Source organism: Pseudoxanthomonas sp. SL93, assembly GCF_026625825.1.
GTDB lineage: Bacteria > Pseudomonadota > Gammaproteobacteria > Xanthomonadales > Xanthomonadaceae > Pseudoxanthomonas_A.
This window is the reverse complement of the sequence record NZ_CP113065.1, coordinates 512,047-531,469: the sequence shown is the minus strand read 5'-3', so window position 1 is coordinate 531,469 and position 19,423 is coordinate 512,047. Positions and strand designations below refer to the sequence as shown.

At 68.7% G+C, this 19,423-nt stretch carries 18 protein-coding genes; 16 read left to right on the top strand and 2 right to left on the bottom strand.

Going from position 1 to position 19,423, the window contains the following annotated elements; translation table 11 throughout:
* The first annotated feature begins 6 nt into the window (after window positions 1–6).
* The 6 genes from OVA13_RS02445 to OVA13_RS02420 all read left to right on the top strand — a co-directional run bounded on the left by OVA13_RS02445 (window position 7) and on the right by OVA13_RS02420 (window position 8,838).
* On the top strand, window positions 7–3,102 hold the full coding sequence (locus tag OVA13_RS02445; protein ID WP_267792241.1) for an efflux RND transporter permease subunit: 3,096 nt from the start codon (window positions 7–9) through the stop codon (window positions 3,100–3,102).
* Window positions 3,103–3,129: 27 nt separating this feature from the next.
* Window positions 3,130–4,227, top strand: coding sequence for an efflux RND transporter periplasmic adaptor subunit (locus OVA13_RS02440; protein ID WP_267792240.1), 1,098 nt, complete (start codon window positions 3,130–3,132; stop codon window positions 4,225–4,227).
* Between the two features lie 626 nt (window positions 4,228–4,853).
* Window positions 4,854–6,746 (top strand): ABC transporter ATP-binding protein, encoded by a 1,893-nt coding sequence (locus OVA13_RS02435; protein WP_267792239.1) that lies wholly within the window; start codon window positions 4,854–4,856, stop codon window positions 6,744–6,746.
* 34 nt (window positions 6,747–6,780) lie between these two features.
* Window positions 6,781–8,004, top strand: coding sequence for a PQQ-dependent sugar dehydrogenase (locus tag OVA13_RS02430; protein ID WP_324288250.1), 1,224 nt, complete (start codon window positions 6,781–6,783; stop codon window positions 8,002–8,004).
* A gap of 13 nt (window positions 8,005–8,017) precedes the next feature.
* Window positions 8,018–8,395, top strand: coding sequence for a hypothetical protein (locus tag OVA13_RS02425; RefSeq protein ID WP_267792238.1), 378 nt, complete (start codon window positions 8,018–8,020; stop codon window positions 8,393–8,395).
* A complete protein-coding gene (locus OVA13_RS02420) occupies window positions 8,392–8,838 on the top strand; it encodes a PaaI family thioesterase (RefSeq protein ID WP_267792237.1) in 447 nt (148 codons plus the stop codon). Before OVA13_RS02425 ends, OVA13_RS02420 begins: the two co-directional genes overlap by 4 nt.
* A gap of 844 nt (window positions 8,839–9,682) precedes the next feature.
* On the opposite strand, the gene OVA13_RS02415 is transcribed toward OVA13_RS02420, so the two are convergent.
* Complete coding sequence (locus OVA13_RS02415) at window positions 9,683–10,480, bottom strand: amidohydrolase (protein WP_267792236.1); 798 nt, start codon at window positions 10,478–10,480, stop codon at window positions 9,683–9,685.
* Between the two features lie 37 nt (window positions 10,481–10,517).
* Window positions 10,518–11,669, bottom strand: coding sequence for a pyridoxal phosphate-dependent aminotransferase (locus OVA13_RS02410; protein WP_267792235.1), 1,152 nt, complete (start codon window positions 11,667–11,669; stop codon window positions 10,518–10,520).
* A 70-nt stretch (window positions 11,670–11,739) separates the two neighbouring features.
* Here OVA13_RS02410 and OVA13_RS02405 point away from each other — a divergent pair, with 70 nt between their 5' ends.
* The 10 genes from OVA13_RS02405 (at window position 11,740) to OVA13_RS02360 (ending at window position 19,288) form a co-directional block, all read left to right on the top strand.
* Complete coding sequence (locus tag OVA13_RS02405; protein WP_267792234.1) at window positions 11,740–12,231, top strand: DUF3293 domain-containing protein; 492 nt, start codon at window positions 11,740–11,742, stop codon at window positions 12,229–12,231.
* A gap of 110 nt (window positions 12,232–12,341) precedes the next feature.
* On the top strand, window positions 12,342–12,986 hold the full coding sequence (gene ccmA, locus OVA13_RS02400; RefSeq protein ID WP_267792233.1) for a heme ABC exporter ATP-binding protein CcmA: 645 nt from the start codon (window positions 12,342–12,344) through the stop codon (window positions 12,984–12,986).
* On the top strand, window positions 12,983–13,669 hold the full coding sequence (gene ccmB / locus OVA13_RS02395) for a heme exporter protein CcmB (protein ID WP_267792232.1): 687 nt from the start codon (window positions 12,983–12,985) through the stop codon (window positions 13,667–13,669). Before ccmA ends, ccmB begins: the two co-directional genes overlap by 4 nt.
* A 32-nt stretch (window positions 13,670–13,701) precedes the next feature.
* Complete coding sequence (locus tag OVA13_RS02390) at window positions 13,702–14,463, top strand: heme ABC transporter permease (RefSeq protein ID WP_267792231.1); 762 nt, start codon at window positions 13,702–13,704, stop codon at window positions 14,461–14,463.
* Window positions 14,460–14,624, top strand: a complete 165-nt coding sequence (gene ccmD / locus OVA13_RS02385; RefSeq protein WP_267792230.1) for a heme exporter protein CcmD — start codon at window positions 14,460–14,462, stop codon at window positions 14,622–14,624. Before OVA13_RS02390 ends, ccmD begins: the two co-directional genes overlap by 4 nt.
* Window positions 14,621–15,085: a cytochrome c maturation protein CcmE gene (gene ccmE / locus OVA13_RS02380; protein WP_267792229.1), complete on the top strand. Its 465-nt coding sequence runs from the start codon at window positions 14,621–14,623 to the stop codon at window positions 15,083–15,085. The genes ccmD and ccmE overlap by 4 nt, the downstream gene beginning before the upstream one ends.
* 204 nt (window positions 15,086–15,289) lie before the next feature.
* Window positions 15,290–17,224, top strand: coding sequence for a heme lyase CcmF/NrfE family subunit (locus tag OVA13_RS02375; RefSeq protein ID WP_267792228.1), 1,935 nt, complete (start codon window positions 15,290–15,292; stop codon window positions 17,222–17,224).
* Window positions 17,221–17,817, top strand: a complete 597-nt coding sequence (locus OVA13_RS02370; RefSeq protein ID WP_267792227.1) for a DsbE family thiol:disulfide interchange protein — start codon at window positions 17,221–17,223, stop codon at window positions 17,815–17,817. The genes OVA13_RS02375 and OVA13_RS02370 overlap by 4 nt, the downstream gene beginning before the upstream one ends.
* On the top strand, window positions 17,814–18,272 hold the full coding sequence (locus OVA13_RS02365) for a cytochrome c-type biogenesis protein (protein WP_267792226.1): 459 nt from the start codon (window positions 17,814–17,816) through the stop codon (window positions 18,270–18,272). The genes OVA13_RS02370 and OVA13_RS02365 overlap by 4 nt, the downstream gene beginning before the upstream one ends.
* Window positions 18,272–19,288 carry a tetratricopeptide repeat protein gene (locus tag OVA13_RS02360; protein WP_267792225.1) on the top strand — a complete coding sequence of 339 codons (1,017 nt, stop codon included), beginning with the start codon at window positions 18,272–18,274 and terminating at the stop codon, window positions 19,286–19,288. Before OVA13_RS02365 ends, OVA13_RS02360 begins: the two co-directional genes overlap by 1 nt.
* Window positions 19,289–19,423 lie beyond the last annotated feature (135 nt).

The following is a 19,423-nucleotide window of genomic DNA, read 5'->3' as shown; positions in this document are numbered from 1 at the left end:
CTGCCAATGAAACTCACCGACGCTTCCCTGCGCAATCCTGCCGCCGTCGCGGTGGTGGTGGCCATGGCCTGCGCCTTCGGCCTGATGAGCCTGATGAAGCTGCCGCTGCAGCTGTTCCCCGACATCGAGCGGCCGCAGATGTCGATCCAGACCGGCTGGCGCGCAGCCTCGCCGCAGGAAATGGAATCGGAGATCGTTGAGCCTATCGAAGCGGTGATGCAGGGCCTGCCCGGGCTGGAGGAGATCGCCTCCAACGTCAATGCGGGCAACAGCTTCATCAACCTGACCTTCGCCGTCGGCAGCGACATGGATGCCATGCTGGTGGAAGTGCTGTCGCGCATGAACCGGCTGCAGCCGCTGCCGCGCGACGCCACGCCCCCCGTGGTGCAGGCCGGCGCCGACAACGCCAACAACTCGCTGACCTACTTCTTCGTGCAGAAGCTGCCGGGTACGCGCGGCAACATCCTCGATTACCGGCAGATGATCGAGGATCGCGTCGTTCCGCGCCTGTCGGCGGTCAATGGCGTGGCCGGCGTCGAGATCAACGGTGGCGCGCAGGAAGAACTCACCATCACCCTGAACCTGGAACGTGCGGCCGCGCTGGGCATCCAGATCCCCGAGGTGGCCGCCGTGGCGGCACGCGCCACCGACGTGTCCGGCGGCGTGGTGGAAGCCGGCCGCCGCGAATACGTCCTGCGCTTTGCTGGCCGCTACTCGCCCGAAGCCCTGGGCAACCTGATCCTGGCCTGGCGCGAAGGACGGCCGGTGCGCCTGGGCGACGTCGCCACGGTGGAAGTGAAACGGCCCGAACAGCGCTTCTTCGCCTACCAGAACGGCAACCCGGCCATCGGCCTGCGGATCCTGCGCGAGAGCGGCGCCAACGTGCTGGACACGCTGGACGAGGTGAAGCAGGTCGTCGCCGACGTGCGCGAGCAGGAGCTGAAGCCGCTGGGCCTGGACATCGCGCAGAGCTTCGATGCGTCCGTCTTCATCAACCGTGCCATCGGCCTGCTGTCCGGCAGCCTGTTCGCCGGCGTGCTGTTGGCGGTCGGCTGCCTCTGGTGGTTCCTGCGCGACGTGCGCGCGACGGCGCTGATCGCCTGCACCATTCCCATCTCGCTGCTCGCCACTTTCATCGTGCTGCAGCTGACGGGGCGCAGCCTCAATGTCATCTCGCTGGCCGGCCTGGCCTTCGCCGTGGGCATGGTGATGGACGCCGCGGTGGTGGTGGCGGAGAACATCGTGCGGTTGCGCGAGGAAGGCCTGCCGGCGACGAAGGCGGCGCTGGAAGGCACGCGGCAGGTCGGTGGCGCGCTGGTCGCGTCCACGCTGACGACGGTGGCGGTGTTCCTGCCGGTGATCTTCATGGATGACGTGGAAGGCCAGCTGTTCGCCGACCTGGCGCTGACCATTTCCATCGCGGTGGGCATTTCGCTGCTGATCGCGATGACCGTGCTGCCCGCCGCGGCCGGCAGCTGGCTGCGCACGCGCCGCGCGGACGAGGTCCGTCACCGCACCTGGTCGCGCATCAGCGACTGGGCACTGCGTACCACCGAAGGCCGCAAGCGGCAGCTGGCATGGGTGGGCGCGCTGGTCCTCGCGCCGGCCGTGCTGGCCGCCGTGCTGATGCCGCAGATCGACTACCTGCCGCCGGTGAAGCGCGCCGCCGTGGATGCCTTCTTCAACTTCCCGCCCGGCATGAGCCCGGAGCGCGTCAACCGCGAGATCGCGCCGGTGCTGCTGGAACGCATGCGCCCCTACATGGACGGCGAGAAGGGGCCGCAGCTGAGCAACTGGTACCTCAACCTGTGGCCGGGCGGCGGCACGCTGGGTGCACGCGTGGTGGACCCGGCCGACATCGGCGAGCTGGAACGCATCGTGCGCGACGAAGTGGTGGTCGGTTTCCCGGACACCCGCGCGTTCGCCAACGAGGGCGAGCTGTTCGGCAGTTTCGGCGGCTCCGCCCGCGCCATCGCCATCCACCTGCAGCACGCCGACGGCGATGCGCTCACGCGCGCCGCGGAAACCGGACGCAAGCTGCTGTCCGAGCGCTTCGCCGGCGCCAACGTGCAGGCTTGGCCCAATGCCGACGCCGGCACGCCCGAGCTGCGCGTCAATCCGGACGACCGCCGGCTGGCGGAAGTCGGCTGGCGCCGCCCGGAACTAGGCACCGTGGTCCGTGCGCTGGGCGATGGCCAATGGCTGGGCGAACACTTCGACGGTGATCGCCGCCTGGCCATCATCCTGCGCAGCGACCGCGAGGACGACGTGGAGCGCCTCTCCGCCGCACCCCTGGCCACGCCGCAGGGCGGCGTGCTGAGCCTCGGCGAGCTGGCGCAGGTGGACACCATGCTGGCCCCCAACCAGCTGCGCCGCATCGACCGCCGCCGCACCGTCACCCTCACCGTCGATCCGCCGCCGGCGATGTCGCTGGAAGAGGCGCTGGACATCGTCAACCAGGAGATCGTGCCCACCCTGCACGACGCGCTGCCGCCGGACGCCGCCGTGCGCATTTCCGGCAGCGCGGACCGGCTGGGCGAAGTGGTGCGCAGCATGGGCATGAACTTCGCGATGGCGCTGGTGGTGCTGTTCATGCTGATGGCGGCGATGTTCCGCTCGGCGCGCGACAGTGCCTTCGTGATGGCGACGCTGCCGATGGCGGTGCTGGGCGGCGTGCTGGGCCTGCGCGTGCTGGACCTGGCCGCCGGGCAGACGCTCGATCTGCTGTCGATGATCGGCTTCATCATGCTGCTGGGCATGGTGATCAACAACGCCATCCTGCTGGTCGCGCAGACGCGAGAAGCGCAGTCGCTCGGCGCTTCGCTTGACGACGCATTGAAGCAGGCCCTGGACCAGCGCCTGCGGCCCATCCTGATCGCCGCACTGACCGGCGTGCTGGGCGCGCTGCCGATGGCGATCAATCCCGGTCCCGGCGCGGTGATCTACCGCGGCCTCGCCGCCGTTTCGGTCGGCGGCGTCGCGCTGAGCCTGCTGTTCACCGTGGTGCTGGTACCCGCGCTGCTGCGGCTGGCCGGCACGCGCGCCGCCCGTGCCGATGCCCGCGATATCCCCGCCACCCCGCTTCCCTCCCCCGCGGCCTGATTCCCTCCCCCCCTCCTGGAAAACGACATGCGCACCCTGCACAAGACCCTGATCGCCGTCGCGCTGGCCGGCGTCCTCGCCCTCCCCCTGCTCAAGCTGGACGCCGATGCCAGCGCGCCGGCGAAGCCTGACGCACCGCCGGCCATCGTCAGCGTTGCCCCGGCGGTGACCGCGGAATTCGCGCCGCGCCACTGGTCGCCGGGCAGCGTGATCAGCCGGCAGGATGCCCGCGTGGCCAGTGAACAGGCCGGACGCATCGTCGACGTGGTCGAGGTGGGCGACCACGTCCGCGCCGGCCAGGCCCTCGCGGTACTGGACGACACCGCACTGCGGCTGCGCGAACGGGAAAGCCAGGCCGACCTTTCGCGCATCGAAGCGCAGCTGGACCTGGCGGCGCGGCAGGAGCAGCGCTATGCGCAGCTGGCCGCGCAGCAGAACATCGCGCGGGCGCAGTACGAACAGCTGCGCGCCGACCGCGACATGCTGGTGCAGGAGCGTGCCCGCGCACTGGCGCAACTGGCGCAGATCCGCCACCAGCGCACGCAGATGGTCGTGCGCGCGCCCTTCACCGGCATCGTCGCCGAACGCCATACGCAGCTGGGCGAGTACCTCACCACGGGCGCCTCGGTCGCGCGCCTGGTGGACACGGCCTCGCAGGAAGTCCGCGTGCGTGCACCGGTGGACCTGGCGCGTCACCTCGGCGCAGGCACGTCGGTCCTGGTCAGGGCCGGCGACAACGAGCGCGCCTGGCCGGTGACCGCGCTGGTGCCGGTGGGCGACGAATCGTCGCGGCAGCTGGAACTGCGCATCGCCATCGACGCCACCCAGATGCCGGTCGGCAGCGCGGTGGATGTCGGGCTCCCCAGCGCGGGCACGCGCAGCGTCGTCGCCGTGCCGCGCGATGCGGTGATCCTGCGCCGCGAGGGCGACTTCGTGCTGCGCGTCGACAGCGCCGGCAAGGCCGAGCGGCTGGCCGTGGAAACCGGCGCGGAAGTCGATGGCCTGGTGGAAGTCACCGGCAACGTGCGCGCCGGCGACCGGCTGATCGTGCGTGGCGGCGAGCGCGTCGAGCCCGGCCAGGCGGTCAGCATCCAGCCGGCGTCGCTGGCCGTCGCGATGCGTTGAGCGCTGCGCATCGCCTTGCGAGGCGGCGCGGATCGCGGCTGGCGTTGTCCGTAACCTGGAGAGGTCCGGTCGAACGGGGTCATACCGCTTCCCCGAGCGACTGGATACGGATGCACGGAAAACGTCAGTCGCGATCCGCGTCGCTTCCGGCATGATCGTTCGCCGTCGCTCCCGCGCTGCGGCGCGTTCTCGCGCTACGGACACGGACGAGCCCATGGGGCGCGGATGCACGGAAAACGTCCAGTCGCGATCCGCGTCGCTTCCGGCATGATCGTTCGCCGTCGCTGCCGCGCTGCGGCGCGTTCTCGCGCTACGGACACGGACGAGCCCATGGGGCGCGGATGCACGGAAAACGTCAGTCGCGATCCGCGTCGCTTCCTGCATGATCGTTCGCCGTCGCTGCCGCGCTGCGGCGCGTTCTCGCCTTACGGGCACCGACGAGTCCGTGGGGCGCGGAGGCACGGAAAACGTCAGTCGCGATCCGCGTCGCTTCCCCATGAAGCCTGTGGGAGCGATGTCAGTCGCGACGGGACGGACGCCATGCCTGATCGCGACTGACGTCGCTCCCACACCGCAGGCAGCCGCGCTTTCACCCCAAATCCATCCGGGGCAGGCACAATCCACGCATGGCCTCGTCACCCCCGCCTGCGGGCAAGCCCAAGGGCGCCGCCCCGCGCCCTGCCAACAAGCCCAACCTGCGTGAGCGCTTCGATGCGATGCGCAACCTGGCGCCGTTCCTGCGCCAGATCTGGCAGACAAGTCGCGTCCTGACCACCGCCAGCCTGGGCCTGCGCGTGATCCGCGCGCTGCTGCCCATCGTCACGCTGTACATCGGCAAGCTGATCATCGACGAAGCCATCCGCCTGGTCGGTGCCGGCGTGCCGCAGGAAGGCCTGATGGCCGCGTGGCGCAGCGGCGTGCTGGACCACCTGCTGTGGCTGCTGGCGGTAGAGTTCGCGCTGGCGATCCTGTCCGACCTGCTGGGCCGCATGGTGAGCTATGCCGACGCGCTGCTGTCGGAGCTGTTCACCAACGCCACCAGCATCCGCCTGATGGAACACGCCGCCACGCTGGACCTGGAGGACTTCGAGGATCCGGACCTGCAGGACAAGCTGGACCGCGCGCGCCGCCAGACCATGGGCCGCATGAACCTGATGAGCCAGCTGTTCGGCCAGGTGCAGGACGCCATCACCGTGGTCGGCTTCGCCGCCGGCCTGCTGGTCTACGCGCCGTGGTTGATGGTGCTGCTGGCGGTGGCGCTGATTCCCGCCTTCATCGGCGAGGCGCACTTCAATGCGGTGGGCTATTCGTTGAACTTCCAGTGGACGCCGGAGCGCCGGCAGCTGGAATACATGCGGCAGATGGGTGCCAGCGTGGAAACCGCGAAGGAGGTGAAGATCTTCAATCTCCACCGCTTCCTGATCAGCCGCTACCGCACCCTGGCGGACAAGTTCTTCATCGCCAATCGCGCGCTGGCACGCCGTCGCGCGGTGTGGGGCACCCTGCTGGCGGCGCTGGGCACGCTGGGGTACTACGTGGCCTACGGCTACATCGCCTGGCGCACGGTGCGCGGCGACTTCAGCATCGGCGACCTGACGTTCCTTGCGGGCAGTTTCCGCCGCCTGCGGCAGTTGCTGGAAGGCCTGCTGGTGGGTTTCTCGCAGGTCGCGGGCCAAGCGCTGTACCTGGACGACCTGTTTTCGTTCTTCGAGATCGAGCCGGAGATCACCTCGCCCGCGCATCCCGTCCCGGTACCGAAACCGATCACCCGTGGCTTCACCTTCGAGAACGTCGGCTTCCGCTACCCCGATGCCGAGCGCTGGGCGGTGCGGGGGCTGGACTTCGAGCTGCGCGCCGGCGAGGTGCTGGCGCTGGTCGGCGAGAACGGCGCCGGCAAGACCACGCTGGTCAAGCTGCTGGCGCGTTTGTACGACCCGGACGAGGGGCGCATCCTGCTGGACGGTCGCGACCTGCGCGACTACGACATCGACGAACTGCGCGCCAACATCGGGGTGATCTTCCAGGACTTCGTCCGCTACCACCTGACCGCCGGCGAGAACATCGGCGTCGGCCAGATCGACGCGATGCACGACCAGGCCCGCATCCGCGACGCCGCCGCGCGCTCCATGGCGGACGAAGTGATCGCCGGGCTGCCCCAGGGCTACGACCAGATGATCGGCCGCCGCTTCAAGAACAGCGTGGACCTGTCCGGCGGACAATGGCAGAAGATCGCCATCGCGCGCGCGTACATGCGTGATGCGCAGGTGATGATCCTGGACGAACCGACCGCCGCGCTGGACGCGCGCTCGGAATTCGAGGTCTTCCAACGCTTCAAGGAATTGTCGGACAATCGGACGGCAGTGCTGATCTCGCACCGCTTCTCCAGCGTACGCATGGCGGACCGCATCCTGGTCCTCAATGAAGGACGACTGGAAGCCAGCGGCACCCACGAACAACTGCTGGCCGAAGGCGGCCGTTACGCCGAACTGTTCGAACTGCAGGCTGCCGGTTACCGCTAGCAAGGCACCCCCGCCCCACCACAGGAGACTTCCGTTGCCACTCGCCCCTTCCCTCCGCATTCCCCACCGTCTTGCCATGGCCCTGCTGGTCGCGCTGCCCCTCGCCGCGTGCCAGGCCTCGACCGACGGCGATGCCACCGGCGCGAACGGCAGCGCAGGCGCGCAGCCCGCGCCCGCGCGCACCTCGTCGCAGACGCTGCCCAGCGCCCTTGGCACCCTCCGCGTGACCGAAGTGGTCCGAGGCCTGAAGCATCCCTGGTCCGTCGCCTTCCTGCCGGACGGCAGCATGCTGGTGACCGAACGCCCGGGCCAACTGCGCCGCGTGGCCGCCGATGGCGCGCTGTCGGCACCGATCAGCGGCGTGCCTACGGTGTTCGCCACCGGCCAGGGTGGCTTGCTGGACGTGGTGCCCGCACCTGACTTCGCCACCAGCCAGCGCATCTATCTGAGCTATGCCGAACCTGGCGCGGACGGCACCGCCGGCACCGCCGTGGCCCACGCCACGCTGGCGGGCGACGCCCTGACGGACGTGACGGTGATCTACCGCCAGGAACCCAAGGTCGTCGGCCCCAACCATTTCGGCTCGCGGCTGGTGTTCGATGGCAACGGCCACCTCTTCATCAGCCAGGGCGAACGCAACCAGCGTCCGCTGTCGCAGGAACTCGACAAGCTGCAGGGCAAGCTGGTGCGCCTGAACCTGGATGGCAGCGTGCCGCAGGACAATCCCTTCGTCGGCCAGGCGGGCGCGCGCCCGGAAATCTACAGCTACGGCCACCGCAACATGCAGGGCATGGCGCTGGATCCGCGCACCGGCAAGCTGTGGCAGAACGAGCACGGCCCGCGCGGCGGCGACGAGATCAACCTGCCGCAGCCCGGCAGGAACTACGGCTGGCCGGTGATCACGCATGGCATCAACTATTCCGGACAACCGATCCCGGAAGCCCAGGGCAAGGCGAAGGACGGCATGGAGCAGCCGTACCATGTGTGGGAGAAGTCACCCGGCCTGTCCGGCATGGCGTTCTACACCGGCCGCCCGGGCAATCCGTGGAACGACAGCCTGTTCATGGGCGCGCTGGCGGAGCGCAACTTGATCCGCCTGACCCTGGACGGCGACCGGATCGTCAACGAGGAGCGCCTGCTCAACGACATCGGCGAACGCGTGCGCGACGTGCGCGTCGGCCCGGATGACAACGTCTACGTGCTCACCGACGAGGAAGACGGCAAGCTGTGGCGCATCGAGCCGCCGAAGACCCCGTGAGGAGACACTGACCATGCGCGTTTTCCTGCTCGCCCTTGGCCTGTGCTGCACCGCGAGCGTGCATGCGCAGTCGCCCACGGATTACACACAGGCCAAACAGAAAGCCGACGCCGACGAGGCGTCGCTTTCCGCCACGCATTCGGCGCCGTTGCTGGAAGCCCAGGAACGGGTACTGGGCGACGGCATCGCCGCCTGTGCCACGCCCAACGCCGACACGTCGCCCTTCGTGGTGGTGGCGGAACTGGACGCCACCGGCAAGGTCGTGCGTACGTGGCGTGAGGGCGGCACGCCGCTGGCCATCTGCGTGCAGAAGCAGATCAACGGGAAGACCCTGATGGCGCCACCGCGCGCACCGTTCTTCACTTCGTTCGAGTTGACCTTCACGCCATGACCGACGCCGTCGACCTGAACGCGCTGTTGCGCGGCCGCCTGCCCGCGGGCATGACGCTGCAGATCCCGCCGCCCTGCCTGCTCGACATGCAGGGCGAGTTCGTCGATTACGTGGAAGGCGAATCGCTGGCGGTGCGTTTCCCGGTGCTGCCGCGCTACCAGAACCCGATAGGGCACATGCAGGGCGGCTTCATCGTGGCGGCGCTGGACAACACGCTGGGCCCGTTCTCGTACCTGATCGCGCCGCCCAGCGTGACGACCTCGCTCAATACGCAGTACCTGCGCCCGGTGACGCCGGACATGCCGCACATCACCTGCCACGCACGGCTGGCACAGCGCACGCGCAACCAGTTGTTCCTGGCCGGCGAAGCCCGCGATGACGCGGGACGCGTGCTGGTGATGTGCCAGGCGGTGTGCCAGATCCTGCCGCAGAAAAGCGCCTGACCTGTTTGAGCCACACCAGCGGTTGAAGCCTCTCTCCTGCTGGAGAGGGGTTGGGGTGAGGGCCAACGAAGTCAGCCCGCTCCGATAAACCGGCGGCCTGACAACATCTGCGATTCACTGGAAACGCTCACGCACGATGAAACTGTTGCGTGCATCTTTCGGTGTGGGTCTGCTTTAGGTCACGCATGGTGCCGCTCGCCGCGGGGGCCCTACTTTCTTTGCTTGTGCAAAGAAAGTAGGCAAAGAAAGCACACCCCGGCGGTCCGCCCGCCGCAAAGCGGCGGGTGCGCAGTCCCGGCGGGAATTTTCGTAAGGGCCATCCTGGCCCATACGAAAACGGCGCACGTCCTGTGCGCCGCCCCGTTGGGGTTTTACCCGCCGGGACTGCCGGACCTCAGGGGGCCCGAAGCTGCGTCGGACAAATCCGTACGCCGTGCTTGCTGTTGCTGTTGCTGTTGCTGTTGCTGTTGCTGTTGCTGTTGCAGTTGCAGTTGCAGTTGCAGTTGCTGTTGCAGTTGCTGTTGCAGTTGCTGTCGCAGTTGCTTTTGGGCCCCCTTGAGGCACGGCGAGTGGGCCGGGTAAAACCCGAAGGGCGCCGCCATGGATGGCGGCGTTTTCGTATGGCACAGGATGTGCCTTACGAAAATTCCCGGACCAATCGCGGACCCGGAGCGAAGCGCAGGGCGTGCCGCCTGGGGTGTGTTTCTTTGGTTACTTTCTTTGCACAAGCAAAGAAAGTGACGCCCCGCGGCGAGCGCGCCATGCCTGCACGGCTCACGCAGCTAACAGACTTCGTTGGCCCTCACCTAACCCCGCTTCCGCAGGGAGAGGGGCCCAACGCCCCTCAGCGCAACTCGAACCGGTCCGCATCCAGCATCGCCGGGAACCGCTCCCGATGCGCCGCCAACCCCTCGGCCGAAACCGTCGTCGTCGCCACGCCCTCGCCCGCCGGCAGCTCCACCACCGGCTGCCCCAGGAAATCGATCACCGCACTGTCGCCCGAATACGCCAGCCCATTGCCGTCCGTCCCCGCCCGGTTCACCGCCGCCACGTAGCACAGGTTCTCGATGGCACGTGCGCGCAGCAGCGTCTTCCACGGGTACGCGCGCGCCGCCGGCCAGTTGGCCACGAACAGCTGCAGATCGAAGTCGAGCTGACCCGGGCGTTCCACGTCGTAGCGGTTGCGTGCGAACACCGGAAAGCGCAGGTCGTAGCAGACCAGCGGATTGATGCGCCAGCCCCTCCATTCCACCGTCAGCCGCTCGTTGCCCGCCGCGTAGCGCATGTGCTCGTTCGCGTAACGGAACAGATGCCGCTTGTCGTAATGCTGCAGGCCACCGTCGGGCGTGGCGAACAGCAGCCGGTTGAACACCCCGGCAGGCGTGCGCAGCTGCACGCTGCCGGTGACCGCGGCGCCCAGCAACTCCGCCTGGGTCTGGATCCAGGCGACGGTCTCGCCTTCCATGCCTTCGGCCTGGTCGATGGCGTCGTTGCTGAAGCCGCTGGTGAAGGTCTCCGGCAGGATGACCAGATCGGTCTGCCCTGCCAGCGGCGCGATCAGGTCGCCGTAGTAGTCACGGTTGCCCGCCGGGTCATGCCAGCGGGTCTCGCCCTGGATCAGGGAAATGCGCAGGTCCTGCATGGTTCGGATATTCCTGGTTGCATCCAAAACGACGGGTTCAGAGTTTTTTCAACCGCTCGATCGCCGCATCCAGCGTCGCCGGGTTCTTCGCGAAACACAGCCGTGCCAGGCGCTGGCCGGCCGGCGGCGTCTCGTAGAACGGCGACAGCGGGATGGCGGTGACGCCATGCTCGATGGTCAGCCACTTCACGAACTCGGCATCCGGCAGGTCGCTGACGGCCGAATAATCCACCAGCTGGAAATATCCGCCCGGCACCGCCAGCGGCTTGAGCTTCGTGCCCAGCAGCTGCTCGCGGAATCCGTCGCGCTTCTCCTGGTAGAACGCACCCAGCTGCTCGTAGTGTTCCGGCTCGTCGCGGATCATCGCGGCGAACGCGAACTGCGCCGGCGCGAACGCGCAGAACACGTTGTACTGGTGCACCTTGCGGAATTCCGCCGTCAACGCCGGCGGCGCGATGGCGTAGCCGATCTTCCAGCCGGTGCAGTGGTAGGTCTTGCCGAAGCTGGACACCACGAAGGCACGCGCGGCCAGTTCCGGGTAGCGCAGGATGGATTCGTGGCGGCGGCCGTCGAACACGATGTGCTCGTAGACCTCGTCGGAGATCAGGTAGATGCCGGTGCCTTCCAGCAGCGCGGCCAGCGCGCGGATGTCGGCTTCGTCGAACATCGCGCCGGACGGGTTGTGCGGGCTGTTGACCATCAGCAGCCGCGTCTTCGGCGTGATGGCGGCACGCACGCGGTCCCAGTCGACCGCGAAGGTCTGCGGATCGAGCGGCACATGCACGGCACGCGCGCCCGCCAGTTCGATGGCCGGCTCGTAGCTGTCGTAGGCCGGGTCCAGCACGATGACCTCTTCGCCCGGGCGCACCACCGCATGGATGGCGTTGAACAGCGCCTCGGTGGCGCCGCTGGTCACGGTGATCTCGGTGTCCGGGCTCACTTCGCGCCCGTAGCAGCGCAGCACCTTGTCGGCGATGGCCTGGCGCAGCGGCGCCACGCCGGTCATCGGCGCGTACTGGTTGTGGCCGTCGCGCATCGCGCGGTCCAGTTCGTCCACCAGCCGTTGCGGAACGGCGAAATCCGGGAAACCCTGCCCCAGGTTGACCGCGCCGTGTTCGGCGGCCAGCTGCGACATCACGGTGAAGATGGTGGTGCCCACCTTGGGCAGTTTGGTCTGGGGCTGCGACATCCGCCTTCCGGCTCTCGATCTGGGGGAAGGCGGAGTGTACGCAATCAGCGGGAAGCGCGATGATGGGGCCATGACCGGACACAGCGTTCCCGCCGACACGGTGCCCGAGCCCGAACGGGCACGGTTGGCCACCGCGTGGGCCGCCGCGCACTACTTCGTCACGCTGGGACGGCGGGAATGGCTGTTCTGCACCGGCCAGCGCGCGCCGGAGATCGAACGCCAGCTGATGGCCGATCGTTATCTGTTCATCACGGCGTGGAATCCGCCGCCCGGCGAGGCCGAGCGCCACGCCAACGAAGACGCCGACCAGCGCCTGCAGCAGCGCCTGCGACAGTCCGAACTGGCGTTCCACCCTGCCCTGGGCTGCAACAGCCGCGGCGAGATGGTCGAACCGGGCTGGCTGGTGCTGGATGCCACCGCGGAACAGGCCGACGCGCTGGCCCGCGAGTTCGGCCAGGGCGGCACCCTGTTCTGGGCGGCCAGCGGCACCGTGCGCCTGCGGATGATGTGGCCCCGCCCGCCCCAGGCCGACGGCGACGCACATACCGACTGGGTCGGCTGACGCGCGGGCGCGACCGTCTGTCGCAGGCGGTCGGCCACCCGGCTCCGCTTACAATAGGCGGCTGAATCCCATCACAGCCCCTGCCTTCCCAAGGGGGAAGGCCCGCCACGATGACCGAACCCGCCCCGTCCCACCCCCCGCTGTTGTCCGCGCGCGGCCTGACGTTCTCGCGCAACGACGAGCCGGTGTTCGGGCCGCTGGCATTCGCCGTGGATGCCGGCGAGGCCTTGCTGGTGCAGGGCGGCAACGGCGTCGGCAAGACCACCCTGCTGCGCGTGCTTGCGGGCCTGCTGCGGGCCGACGCGGGCCACGTCGACATCGATGGCCAGGCGGCGGGTCCCTCGCGCCGTGCCCACGCCATGGCGTATCTGGGCCACCTGCCGGCCCTGAAGGCGGACCTGAGCACGCTGGAGAACCTGCACTTCCTCTGTGGCCTGCATGGCCGCCGGCCACGCCAGATGCCCGGCGACGCCCTGGGCATGGTCGGCCTGGGTGGCTACGAGGATGCGCTGGCGCGGCAGTTGTCCGCCGGCCAGAAGAAGCGCCTGTCGCTGGCCCGCCTGTGGCTGTCGCCGGCCCCGCTGTGGCTGCTGGACGAGCCGTACGCCAACCTGGACCTGGATGGCATCAACCTGGTCAACCGGATGATCTCCGCGCACCTGCGCGACGGCGGCGCCGCGCTGGTCACCACCCACGGCGCCTATGCCGCCCCGCCGGTACAGACGCGCATGCTGGTGCTGGAGAAGGCCGCATGAACACGGCCCCCTCCCTGCTGCAGACCGCACGCGCACTGATCGCCCGCGACCTGCAGCTGCTGTGGCGCCGCCGGGGCGATGCCTTGCAGCCTGCCCTGTTCGCGCTGCTGGTGGTGGTGCTGTTCGCGCTGGGCCTGGGCACGTCGCCGCAGGCGTTGTCGAAGGTGGCCCCGGCGGTGATGTGGGTGGCGGTGCTGCTGGCGGGGCTGCTGTCGCTGGACACCCTGTTCCGCGGCGATGCCGAGGACGGTTCGCTGGAGCAGTGGATCCTGGCGCCGGTGCCGCTGGCCTGGCTGGTGGCGGTGCGCGTGCTGACCCACTGGGCCACTACTGCATTGCCGCTGGTCATCGCCACGCCGGTGCTGGCCGAACTGCTGCACCTGCCGCGCGACCAGCTGCCGATGCTGTTGGCAACGCTCGCGCTGGGCACGCCCGTGCTGAGCCTGCTGGGTGCGGTGGTGGCCGCGCTGACGGTCGGCATGAGGCGCTCTGGTATCCTTGTGGCCCTGCTGGCACTGCCGCTTTACGTCCCGGTGCTGGTGTTCGGCGCAGGCGCCGTGGCTGCCAGCGCCCAAGGCCTGGATGCCTCCGGCGCCCTGCTCTGGTTGGGCGCAGGCCTGTTGCTGTCGCTGCTGCTCGCGCCGCTGGCCGCCGCCGCCGCGATCCGCATCGCCCTGAACTGAACATCCCCGCCGCGCATGATTTCCCAGGCCGTATGAACCCACTGCTCCGCTGGTTCCACCAACTTGGCTCGCCGCCGTACTTCGACCGCTTCGCGGCGCGCTGGACGCCGTGGTGCTACCTGGCCGCCGTGCTGCTGATGGGCGTGGGCCTGTGGCAGGCACTATTCGTGGTGCCGGCCGATTACCAGCAGGGCGACAGCTTCCGCATCCTGTACATCCACGTGCCCAGCGCATGGATGAGCATGTTCGTGTTCGGTCTGATGGCGTTCTATGCGGCCATCGCGCTGGTCTGGCGCATCAAGCTGTGCGAGATCCTCGCGATGGCCTGCGCGCCCACCGGCGCCGCGTTCACCGTCATCACCCTGGCCACCGGCAGTATCTGGGGCAAGCCGATGTGGGGCACGTGGTGGGACTGGGACCCGCGCCTGACCACCGAACTCATCCTGCTGTTCCTCTACCTGGGCGTGATGGGCCTGTACGGGGCCATCGATGACCGCCGCTCGGCCGCGCGCGCGGCCGGCCTGCTGGCCATCGTCGGCGTCGCGTTGCTGCCGGTGATCCGCTACTCGGTGGTGTGGTGGAACTCGCTGCACCAGGGCCAGACCATCCGCGTGTTCGGCGAGTCCAGCATGGACGGCAGCATGGTGCTGCCGCTGGTGCTCATGGTGCTGGCCACCAAGTTCTGGTTCGCCGGCTCGCTGCTGGCGCGCGCGCGCGCCGACAACCTGCGCCGCGAGTCGGGCAAGGACTGGGTGGCCCGCCTTGCCGCCGGCGCCGCGGGAGAGAAGGCATGACCTACCTGGAATACGTGGTCGGCGCCTACGCCGTGTTCGCTGCCGTGCTGGCCTGGGACTTCATCGCCCCGCGCCTGCAGGTTCGCCGCGAGCTGCGCGCCGCCCGCCTGCGCGCCGCGCGTGACAGCAGGCGCAACACACCGACAGAGCTAAGCCGATGAACCCGACCCGACGCCGCCGCCTGCTGTTTGTACTGCTGGCCGTGGTGGTGGCCTCGCTGGCCACCGCCCTGATCGCGATGGCGCTGCAGCGCAACGTCGCCTACCTGTACACGCCTGCCGAAGTGCTGCGCGGCGATGCCAGCGAACGCGCCCGTTTCCGTCTGGGCGGCATGGTCGAGAAGAACTCGTTCAAGCGCGAAAGCGGCTCGCTGACCTCGCATTTCCGCGTGACCGACGGCGACGCGCAGCTGACGGTGCGTTACGACAAGATCCTGCCGGACCTGTTCCGCGAAGGCCAGGCGGTGGTGGCCACCGGCACCATGCAGGACGGCGTGTTCGTCGCCGAAGACGTGCTTGCCAAGCACGACGAGGCGTACATGCCGAAGGAAGTGGCCGACAAGATGGGCAAGGCCCACCAGAAACACGACGTGCAGGCTGCGCCTGCCGGATCGCCCGATTGATGGTCGCCAGCGCGCGTCGTTTCCTTCCCTCCGCCGGCGGAGAGAAGGTGCCCCAAGGGCGGATGAGCGGCGCTCCTGCCCTGCCTGATCGCCGTGAACCCTCGCGCCTGTTTGATACGCCCGATCCGTCGACGAACACCGTTTCCCCCTCACCCGCCTGCGGCACCCTCTCCCGGCATCGCGGGACGACGGAATGGATGACTGATGCTCCCTGAACTCGGACAAATCGCGCTGATCCTGGCGCTGCTGGTGGCGATGCTGCAGACCGTGCTGCCGCTTGCGGGCGCGCATCGCGGCAAGGCGACCTGGATGGCGGTTGCCCGCCCCGCCGCGTACCTGCAGCTGTCGCTGGTGGCGTTGGCCTTCATCGTGCTGACCGCTGCATTCGTGACGCAGGATTTCTCGGTCAAGTACGTGGCCAGCAATTCCAACTCGCTGCTGCCGATGGTCTACCGCTACACCGCGGTGTGGGGCTCGCACGAAGGCTCGCTGCTGCTGTGGGCGCTGGTGCTGGCGATCTGGACCGGCGCGGTGGCGCTGTTCTCGCGCGGCCTTCCGGAGGTGGTGATGGCACGCGTGCTTGGCGTGATGGGCGTGGTCGCCATCGGCTTCCTCGCCTTCCTGATCTTCACCTCCAATCCCTTCATCCGCCTGCTGCCGTCGCCCGGCGAAGGGCGCGACCTCAACCCGCTGCTGCAGGACCCGGGGATGATCATCCATCCGCCGCTGCTGTACGTGGGCTACGTCGGCTTCGTGGTGCCGTTCGCGTTCGCCATCGCCGCGCTGCTTGATGGCCACGTGGATGCGCGCTGGCTGCGCTGGACGCGGCCGTGGACCAACATCGCCTGGGGCTTCCTGACGCTGGGGATCGCCCTGGGCAGCTGGTGGGCGTACTACGAACTGGGCTGGGGCGGCTGGTGGTTCTGGGATCCGGTCGAGAACGCCAGCTTCATGCCCTGGCTGGTCGGTGCAGCGCTGATCCACTCGCAGGCGGTCACCGAGAAACGGGGCGTGTTCCGCGGCTGGACGCTGCTGCTGGCCATCGCCGCCTTCTCGCTGTCGCTGCTGGGCACGTTCCTGGTGCGTTCCGGCGTGCTGACCAGCGTGCACGCCTTCGCTGCCGATCCCACCCGTGGCCTGTTCGTGCTCATCTTCCTGGGCGTGGTGATCGGCAGTTCGCTGCTGCTGTATGTCTGGCGTGCACCGCAGCTGGCCGACGGCGAATCGGAGAAGGCGTATTTCGCCGCCAACTCGCGCGAGACGCTGTTGCTGGCCAACAACCTGCTGCTGACAGCGGCCTGCGCGATGATCCTGCTGGGCACGCTGTACCCGCTGATCGCCGATGCGCTGGACCTGGGCAAGATTTCCGTGGGTCCGCCCTACTTCAGCCTGCTGTTCATCGTGCTGATGGCGCCGCTGGTGGCGCTGGTGCCATTCGGCCCGCTGACCCGATGGCAGCGCGAGAACACCGGCAGGCCGGTGGCGATGCTGGTGCCCTGGGCCGTGCTCGCCGTGGTGCTGGCCGCCATCGCCTGGTACCTCGCCCCGCAGGGCAAGCTGAAGGCCGCCGCCGGCATCCTGGGCGCCGCGTGGGTCGGCTTCGGCACGCTGCGCTTCGTCTGGTCGCGGCTGCGCGCGCAGGGGCGCTTCACGCCGGAAATGCTGGGCATGACGCTGGCCCACACCGGCATCGCGGTCTTCGTGGTCGGCGCGCTGCTGGTGGAAGCGCTCAACGTGCAGCGCGAGCTGGCCGTCAGGCCGGGCCAGACGGTGGAAGCGGGCCGTTACGGCTTCCATTTCCAGGGTGTGGACGAGACCCAGGGGCCCAACTATCTGTCCGACCGCGGCCACGTGCAGGTACTGCACGACGACCGCCCCATCGCCCTGCTGCACCCTGAAAAGCGCGCGTACGCCAGCGGCGGTCAGGTGATGACCGAAGCCGGCATCAAGCCCGGCGTGCTGGGCGATGTCTACGTCGCGCTGGGCGAGCCGCTCGGCGATGGCGCCTGGGCGCTGCGCGTGCACATCAAACCTTTCGTCCGCTGGATCTGGCTGGGCGCCGCCCTGATGGCGCTGGGTGGCTTCGTCACCGCCACCGACCGGCGTTTCCGTCGCAACCCCGAGGCGCGCACCGCATGAACCACGCATCCGAACTTCCGCCCTCGCCGCCGCGCTCGCGCGGTGCGCTGACCTTTGCCGTGGTCATCATCGGCCTGTTCTTCGTCGGCCTGATGGGCCTGCTGTACTACGGCGTGAAGCAGTCCGATCGCCCTGACCGCGAGTCGTTGCCTTCCCCGCTGATCGGCAAGCCCGCGCCGGCGTTCGACCTGCCGCTGCTGCACGAACCCGGCAAGCGCGTCACGCCCGCCGATCTCGCCGGCCAGCCCTACGTGATGAACGTCTGGGGCAGCTGGTGCCCGGAATGCCGCGTGGAGCACCCGGTGCTGACCAAGTTCGCGCTGACCAAGCGCGTGCGCTTCGTCGGTTACAATCTGAAGGACGAACGCGACGACGCGCTGCGCTGGCTGGAACAGTTCGGCAATCCCTACATGCTGGTGATCGCTGACTTCGAAGGCCGCACCGCCATCGACTGGGGCATCTACGGTGCGCCGGAAACGTTCCTGGTCGACGGCAACGGCATCATCCGCTGGAAGCATGTCGGCGCCATCGATGACACCATCATCGCCGAGCAGTTGATCCCGGCGCTGGAAAAGATCGAAGCCGCGCAATGACTCCCACCCTGCCGATCCGCATGCTGCGCGTACTGCTGCTGGCCCTGCTGGTCGCCGTCGCCGCGCCCGCCTTCGCGCAGGCCAGCGATCCCACGCCGCTGCAGTTCACCGATACCGCCGAGGAAGCGCGCTTCCACCGCCTCACCGCCGAACTGCGCTGCGTGATGTGCCAGAACCAGTCGCTGGCCGACTCCAACGCGCAGATCGCGCACGACCTGCGCCGTGAAGTGCTGGACCTGATGCGCCAGGGCAAGAACGATGCCGAAGTGAAGCAGTTCCTGGTGGAACGCTACGGCGAGTTCGTGCTGTACAAGCCAGAGATGGCACCCGGCACCTACGTGCTGTGGTTCGGCCCGGTACTTTTGCTGCTGGCCGGCGGCATCGTGGTATGGCGCATCGTCGCCCGCCGCGGACAACGCCCCGCGCCGCCGGCTGATGACGATCAGGAGTGGTGATGACGACCTTCGCGATCCTCGCCGTGGGCCTGACCGTGGCCGTGCTGCTCGCGGTGCTGTCGCCGCTGTGGCGCAACGCGCGCGGGCTGGTGCTGGGCGGCGTGGCCGCGCTGGGCATCGCCACCTTCGCGCTGTACCGCGTGGTCGGCACGCCCGCCGCGCTGCAACCGGACGCGACCGCAGCCATGCCCGCCACGCTGGACGAAGCCGTGGCGCAGCTGGAAGCGGAACTGAAGGAAAACCCCAACGAACCCGAAGGCTGGCGCCTGCTGGGCAAGTCGTACGCCGCGCAGGAGCGCTTCGCCGAATCGCAGCAGGCGTTCGAGCGCGCCGTGCAGCTGTTGCCCGGCGATGCCGATCTGCTGGTGGAAAGCGCGCAGGCGCGCCTGTTCAACCATCCGCAGAAGAAGCTGGACGCCATCGCGGTGCAGCTGCTGGAACAGGCCCTGCAGATCAATCCCGCGCAGCAACGCGGGCGCTGGTTCATGGGCGTGGCGCAGCGGCAGAACGGACAGCCCGCCGAGGCCGCGAAGACCTGGGAACCGCTGCTGGCGCAGGTCGATCCCAACACCGCCGCCACGTTGCGTACCCAGATCAACGAAGCGCGCAGCGAAGCCGGCCTGCCGCCGCTGGCCGAGCCCGCCACGCCCGCCGCTGCCGATGCCGGCCCGGCCCTGCTCACCGTGACGGTGGACGTGGCGCCAGCGCTGAAGGCGAAGCTGGCCACCGGCGACACCCTGTTCGTGTTCGCGCGGCAGGTGGGTGGCCCGCCCATGCCGGTGGCCGCCAAGCGCGTACCCGCCACCGCCTTCCCCATCACCCTCGCCCTGGGCGACGGCGACAGCCCCATGCCGACGATGAAGCTCTCGCAGCTGACGCAGGTGCAACTGGTGGCGCGCATCTCCAAGGCCGGCGATGTCACCGCGCAGGCCGGCGATCTGGAAGCCACCCCGGTCACCGCCGAGGTCAAGCCCGGCACCCCGTACACGCTGACGATCGATCGCGTGGTGCCGTAAGGCGCTTTCTTGTTCGAACAAACCAGCTCCCTTCTCCCTCCGCGCGGGGAGAGGGAGAGCCACACATCACGGCGTCTGCACGCAACATGGCGATGCATCCATGAAATGGCATCGCCCCGCCGCATTGCCTACACT

Bases quoted from the DNA above. Each gene is read 5' to 3' on its own strand.
- OVA13_RS02445 (WP_267792241.1), top strand. From the start codon at position 7: ATGAAACTCACCGACGCTTCCCTGCGCAATCCTGCCGCCGTCGCGGTG.
- OVA13_RS02440 (WP_267792240.1), top strand. From the start codon at position 3,130: ATGCGCACCCTGCACAAGACCCTGATCGCCGTCGCGCTGGCCGGCGTC.
- OVA13_RS02435 (WP_267792239.1), top strand. From the start codon at position 4,854: ATGGCCTCGTCACCCCCGCCTGCGGGCAAGCCCAAGGGCGCCGCCCCG.
- OVA13_RS02425 (WP_267792238.1), top strand. From the start codon at position 8,018: ATGCGCGTTTTCCTGCTCGCCCTTGGCCTGTGCTGCACCGCGAGCGTG.
- OVA13_RS02420 (WP_267792237.1), top strand. From the start codon at position 8,392: ATGACCGACGCCGTCGACCTGAACGCGCTGTTGCGCGGCCGCCTGCCC.
- OVA13_RS02415 (WP_267792236.1), bottom strand. From the start codon at position 10,480: ATGCAGGACCTGCGCATTTCCCTGATCCAGGGCGAGACCCGCTGGCAT.
- OVA13_RS02410 (WP_267792235.1), bottom strand. From the start codon at position 11,669: ATGTCGCAGCCCCAGACCAAACTGCCCAAGGTGGGCACCACCATCTTC.
- OVA13_RS02405 (WP_267792234.1), top strand. From the start codon at position 11,740: ATGACCGGACACAGCGTTCCCGCCGACACGGTGCCCGAGCCCGAACGG.
- ccmA (WP_267792233.1), top strand. From the start codon at position 12,342: ATGACCGAACCCGCCCCGTCCCACCCCCCGCTGTTGTCCGCGCGCGGC.
- ccmB (WP_267792232.1), top strand. From the start codon at position 12,983: ATGAACACGGCCCCCTCCCTGCTGCAGACCGCACGCGCACTGATCGCC.
- OVA13_RS02390 (WP_267792231.1), top strand. From the start codon at position 13,702: ATGAACCCACTGCTCCGCTGGTTCCACCAACTTGGCTCGCCGCCGTAC.
- ccmD (WP_267792230.1), top strand. From the start codon at position 14,460: ATGACCTACCTGGAATACGTGGTCGGCGCCTACGCCGTGTTCGCTGCC.
- ccmE (WP_267792229.1), top strand. From the start codon at position 14,621: ATGAACCCGACCCGACGCCGCCGCCTGCTGTTTGTACTGCTGGCCGTG.
- OVA13_RS02375 (WP_267792228.1), top strand. From the start codon at position 15,290: ATGCTCCCTGAACTCGGACAAATCGCGCTGATCCTGGCGCTGCTGGTG.
- OVA13_RS02370 (WP_267792227.1), top strand. From the start codon at position 17,221: ATGAACCACGCATCCGAACTTCCGCCCTCGCCGCCGCGCTCGCGCGGT.
- OVA13_RS02365 (WP_267792226.1), top strand. From the start codon at position 17,814: ATGACTCCCACCCTGCCGATCCGCATGCTGCGCGTACTGCTGCTGGCC.
- OVA13_RS02360 (WP_267792225.1), top strand. From the start codon at position 18,272: ATGACGACCTTCGCGATCCTCGCCGTGGGCCTGACCGTGGCCGTGCTG.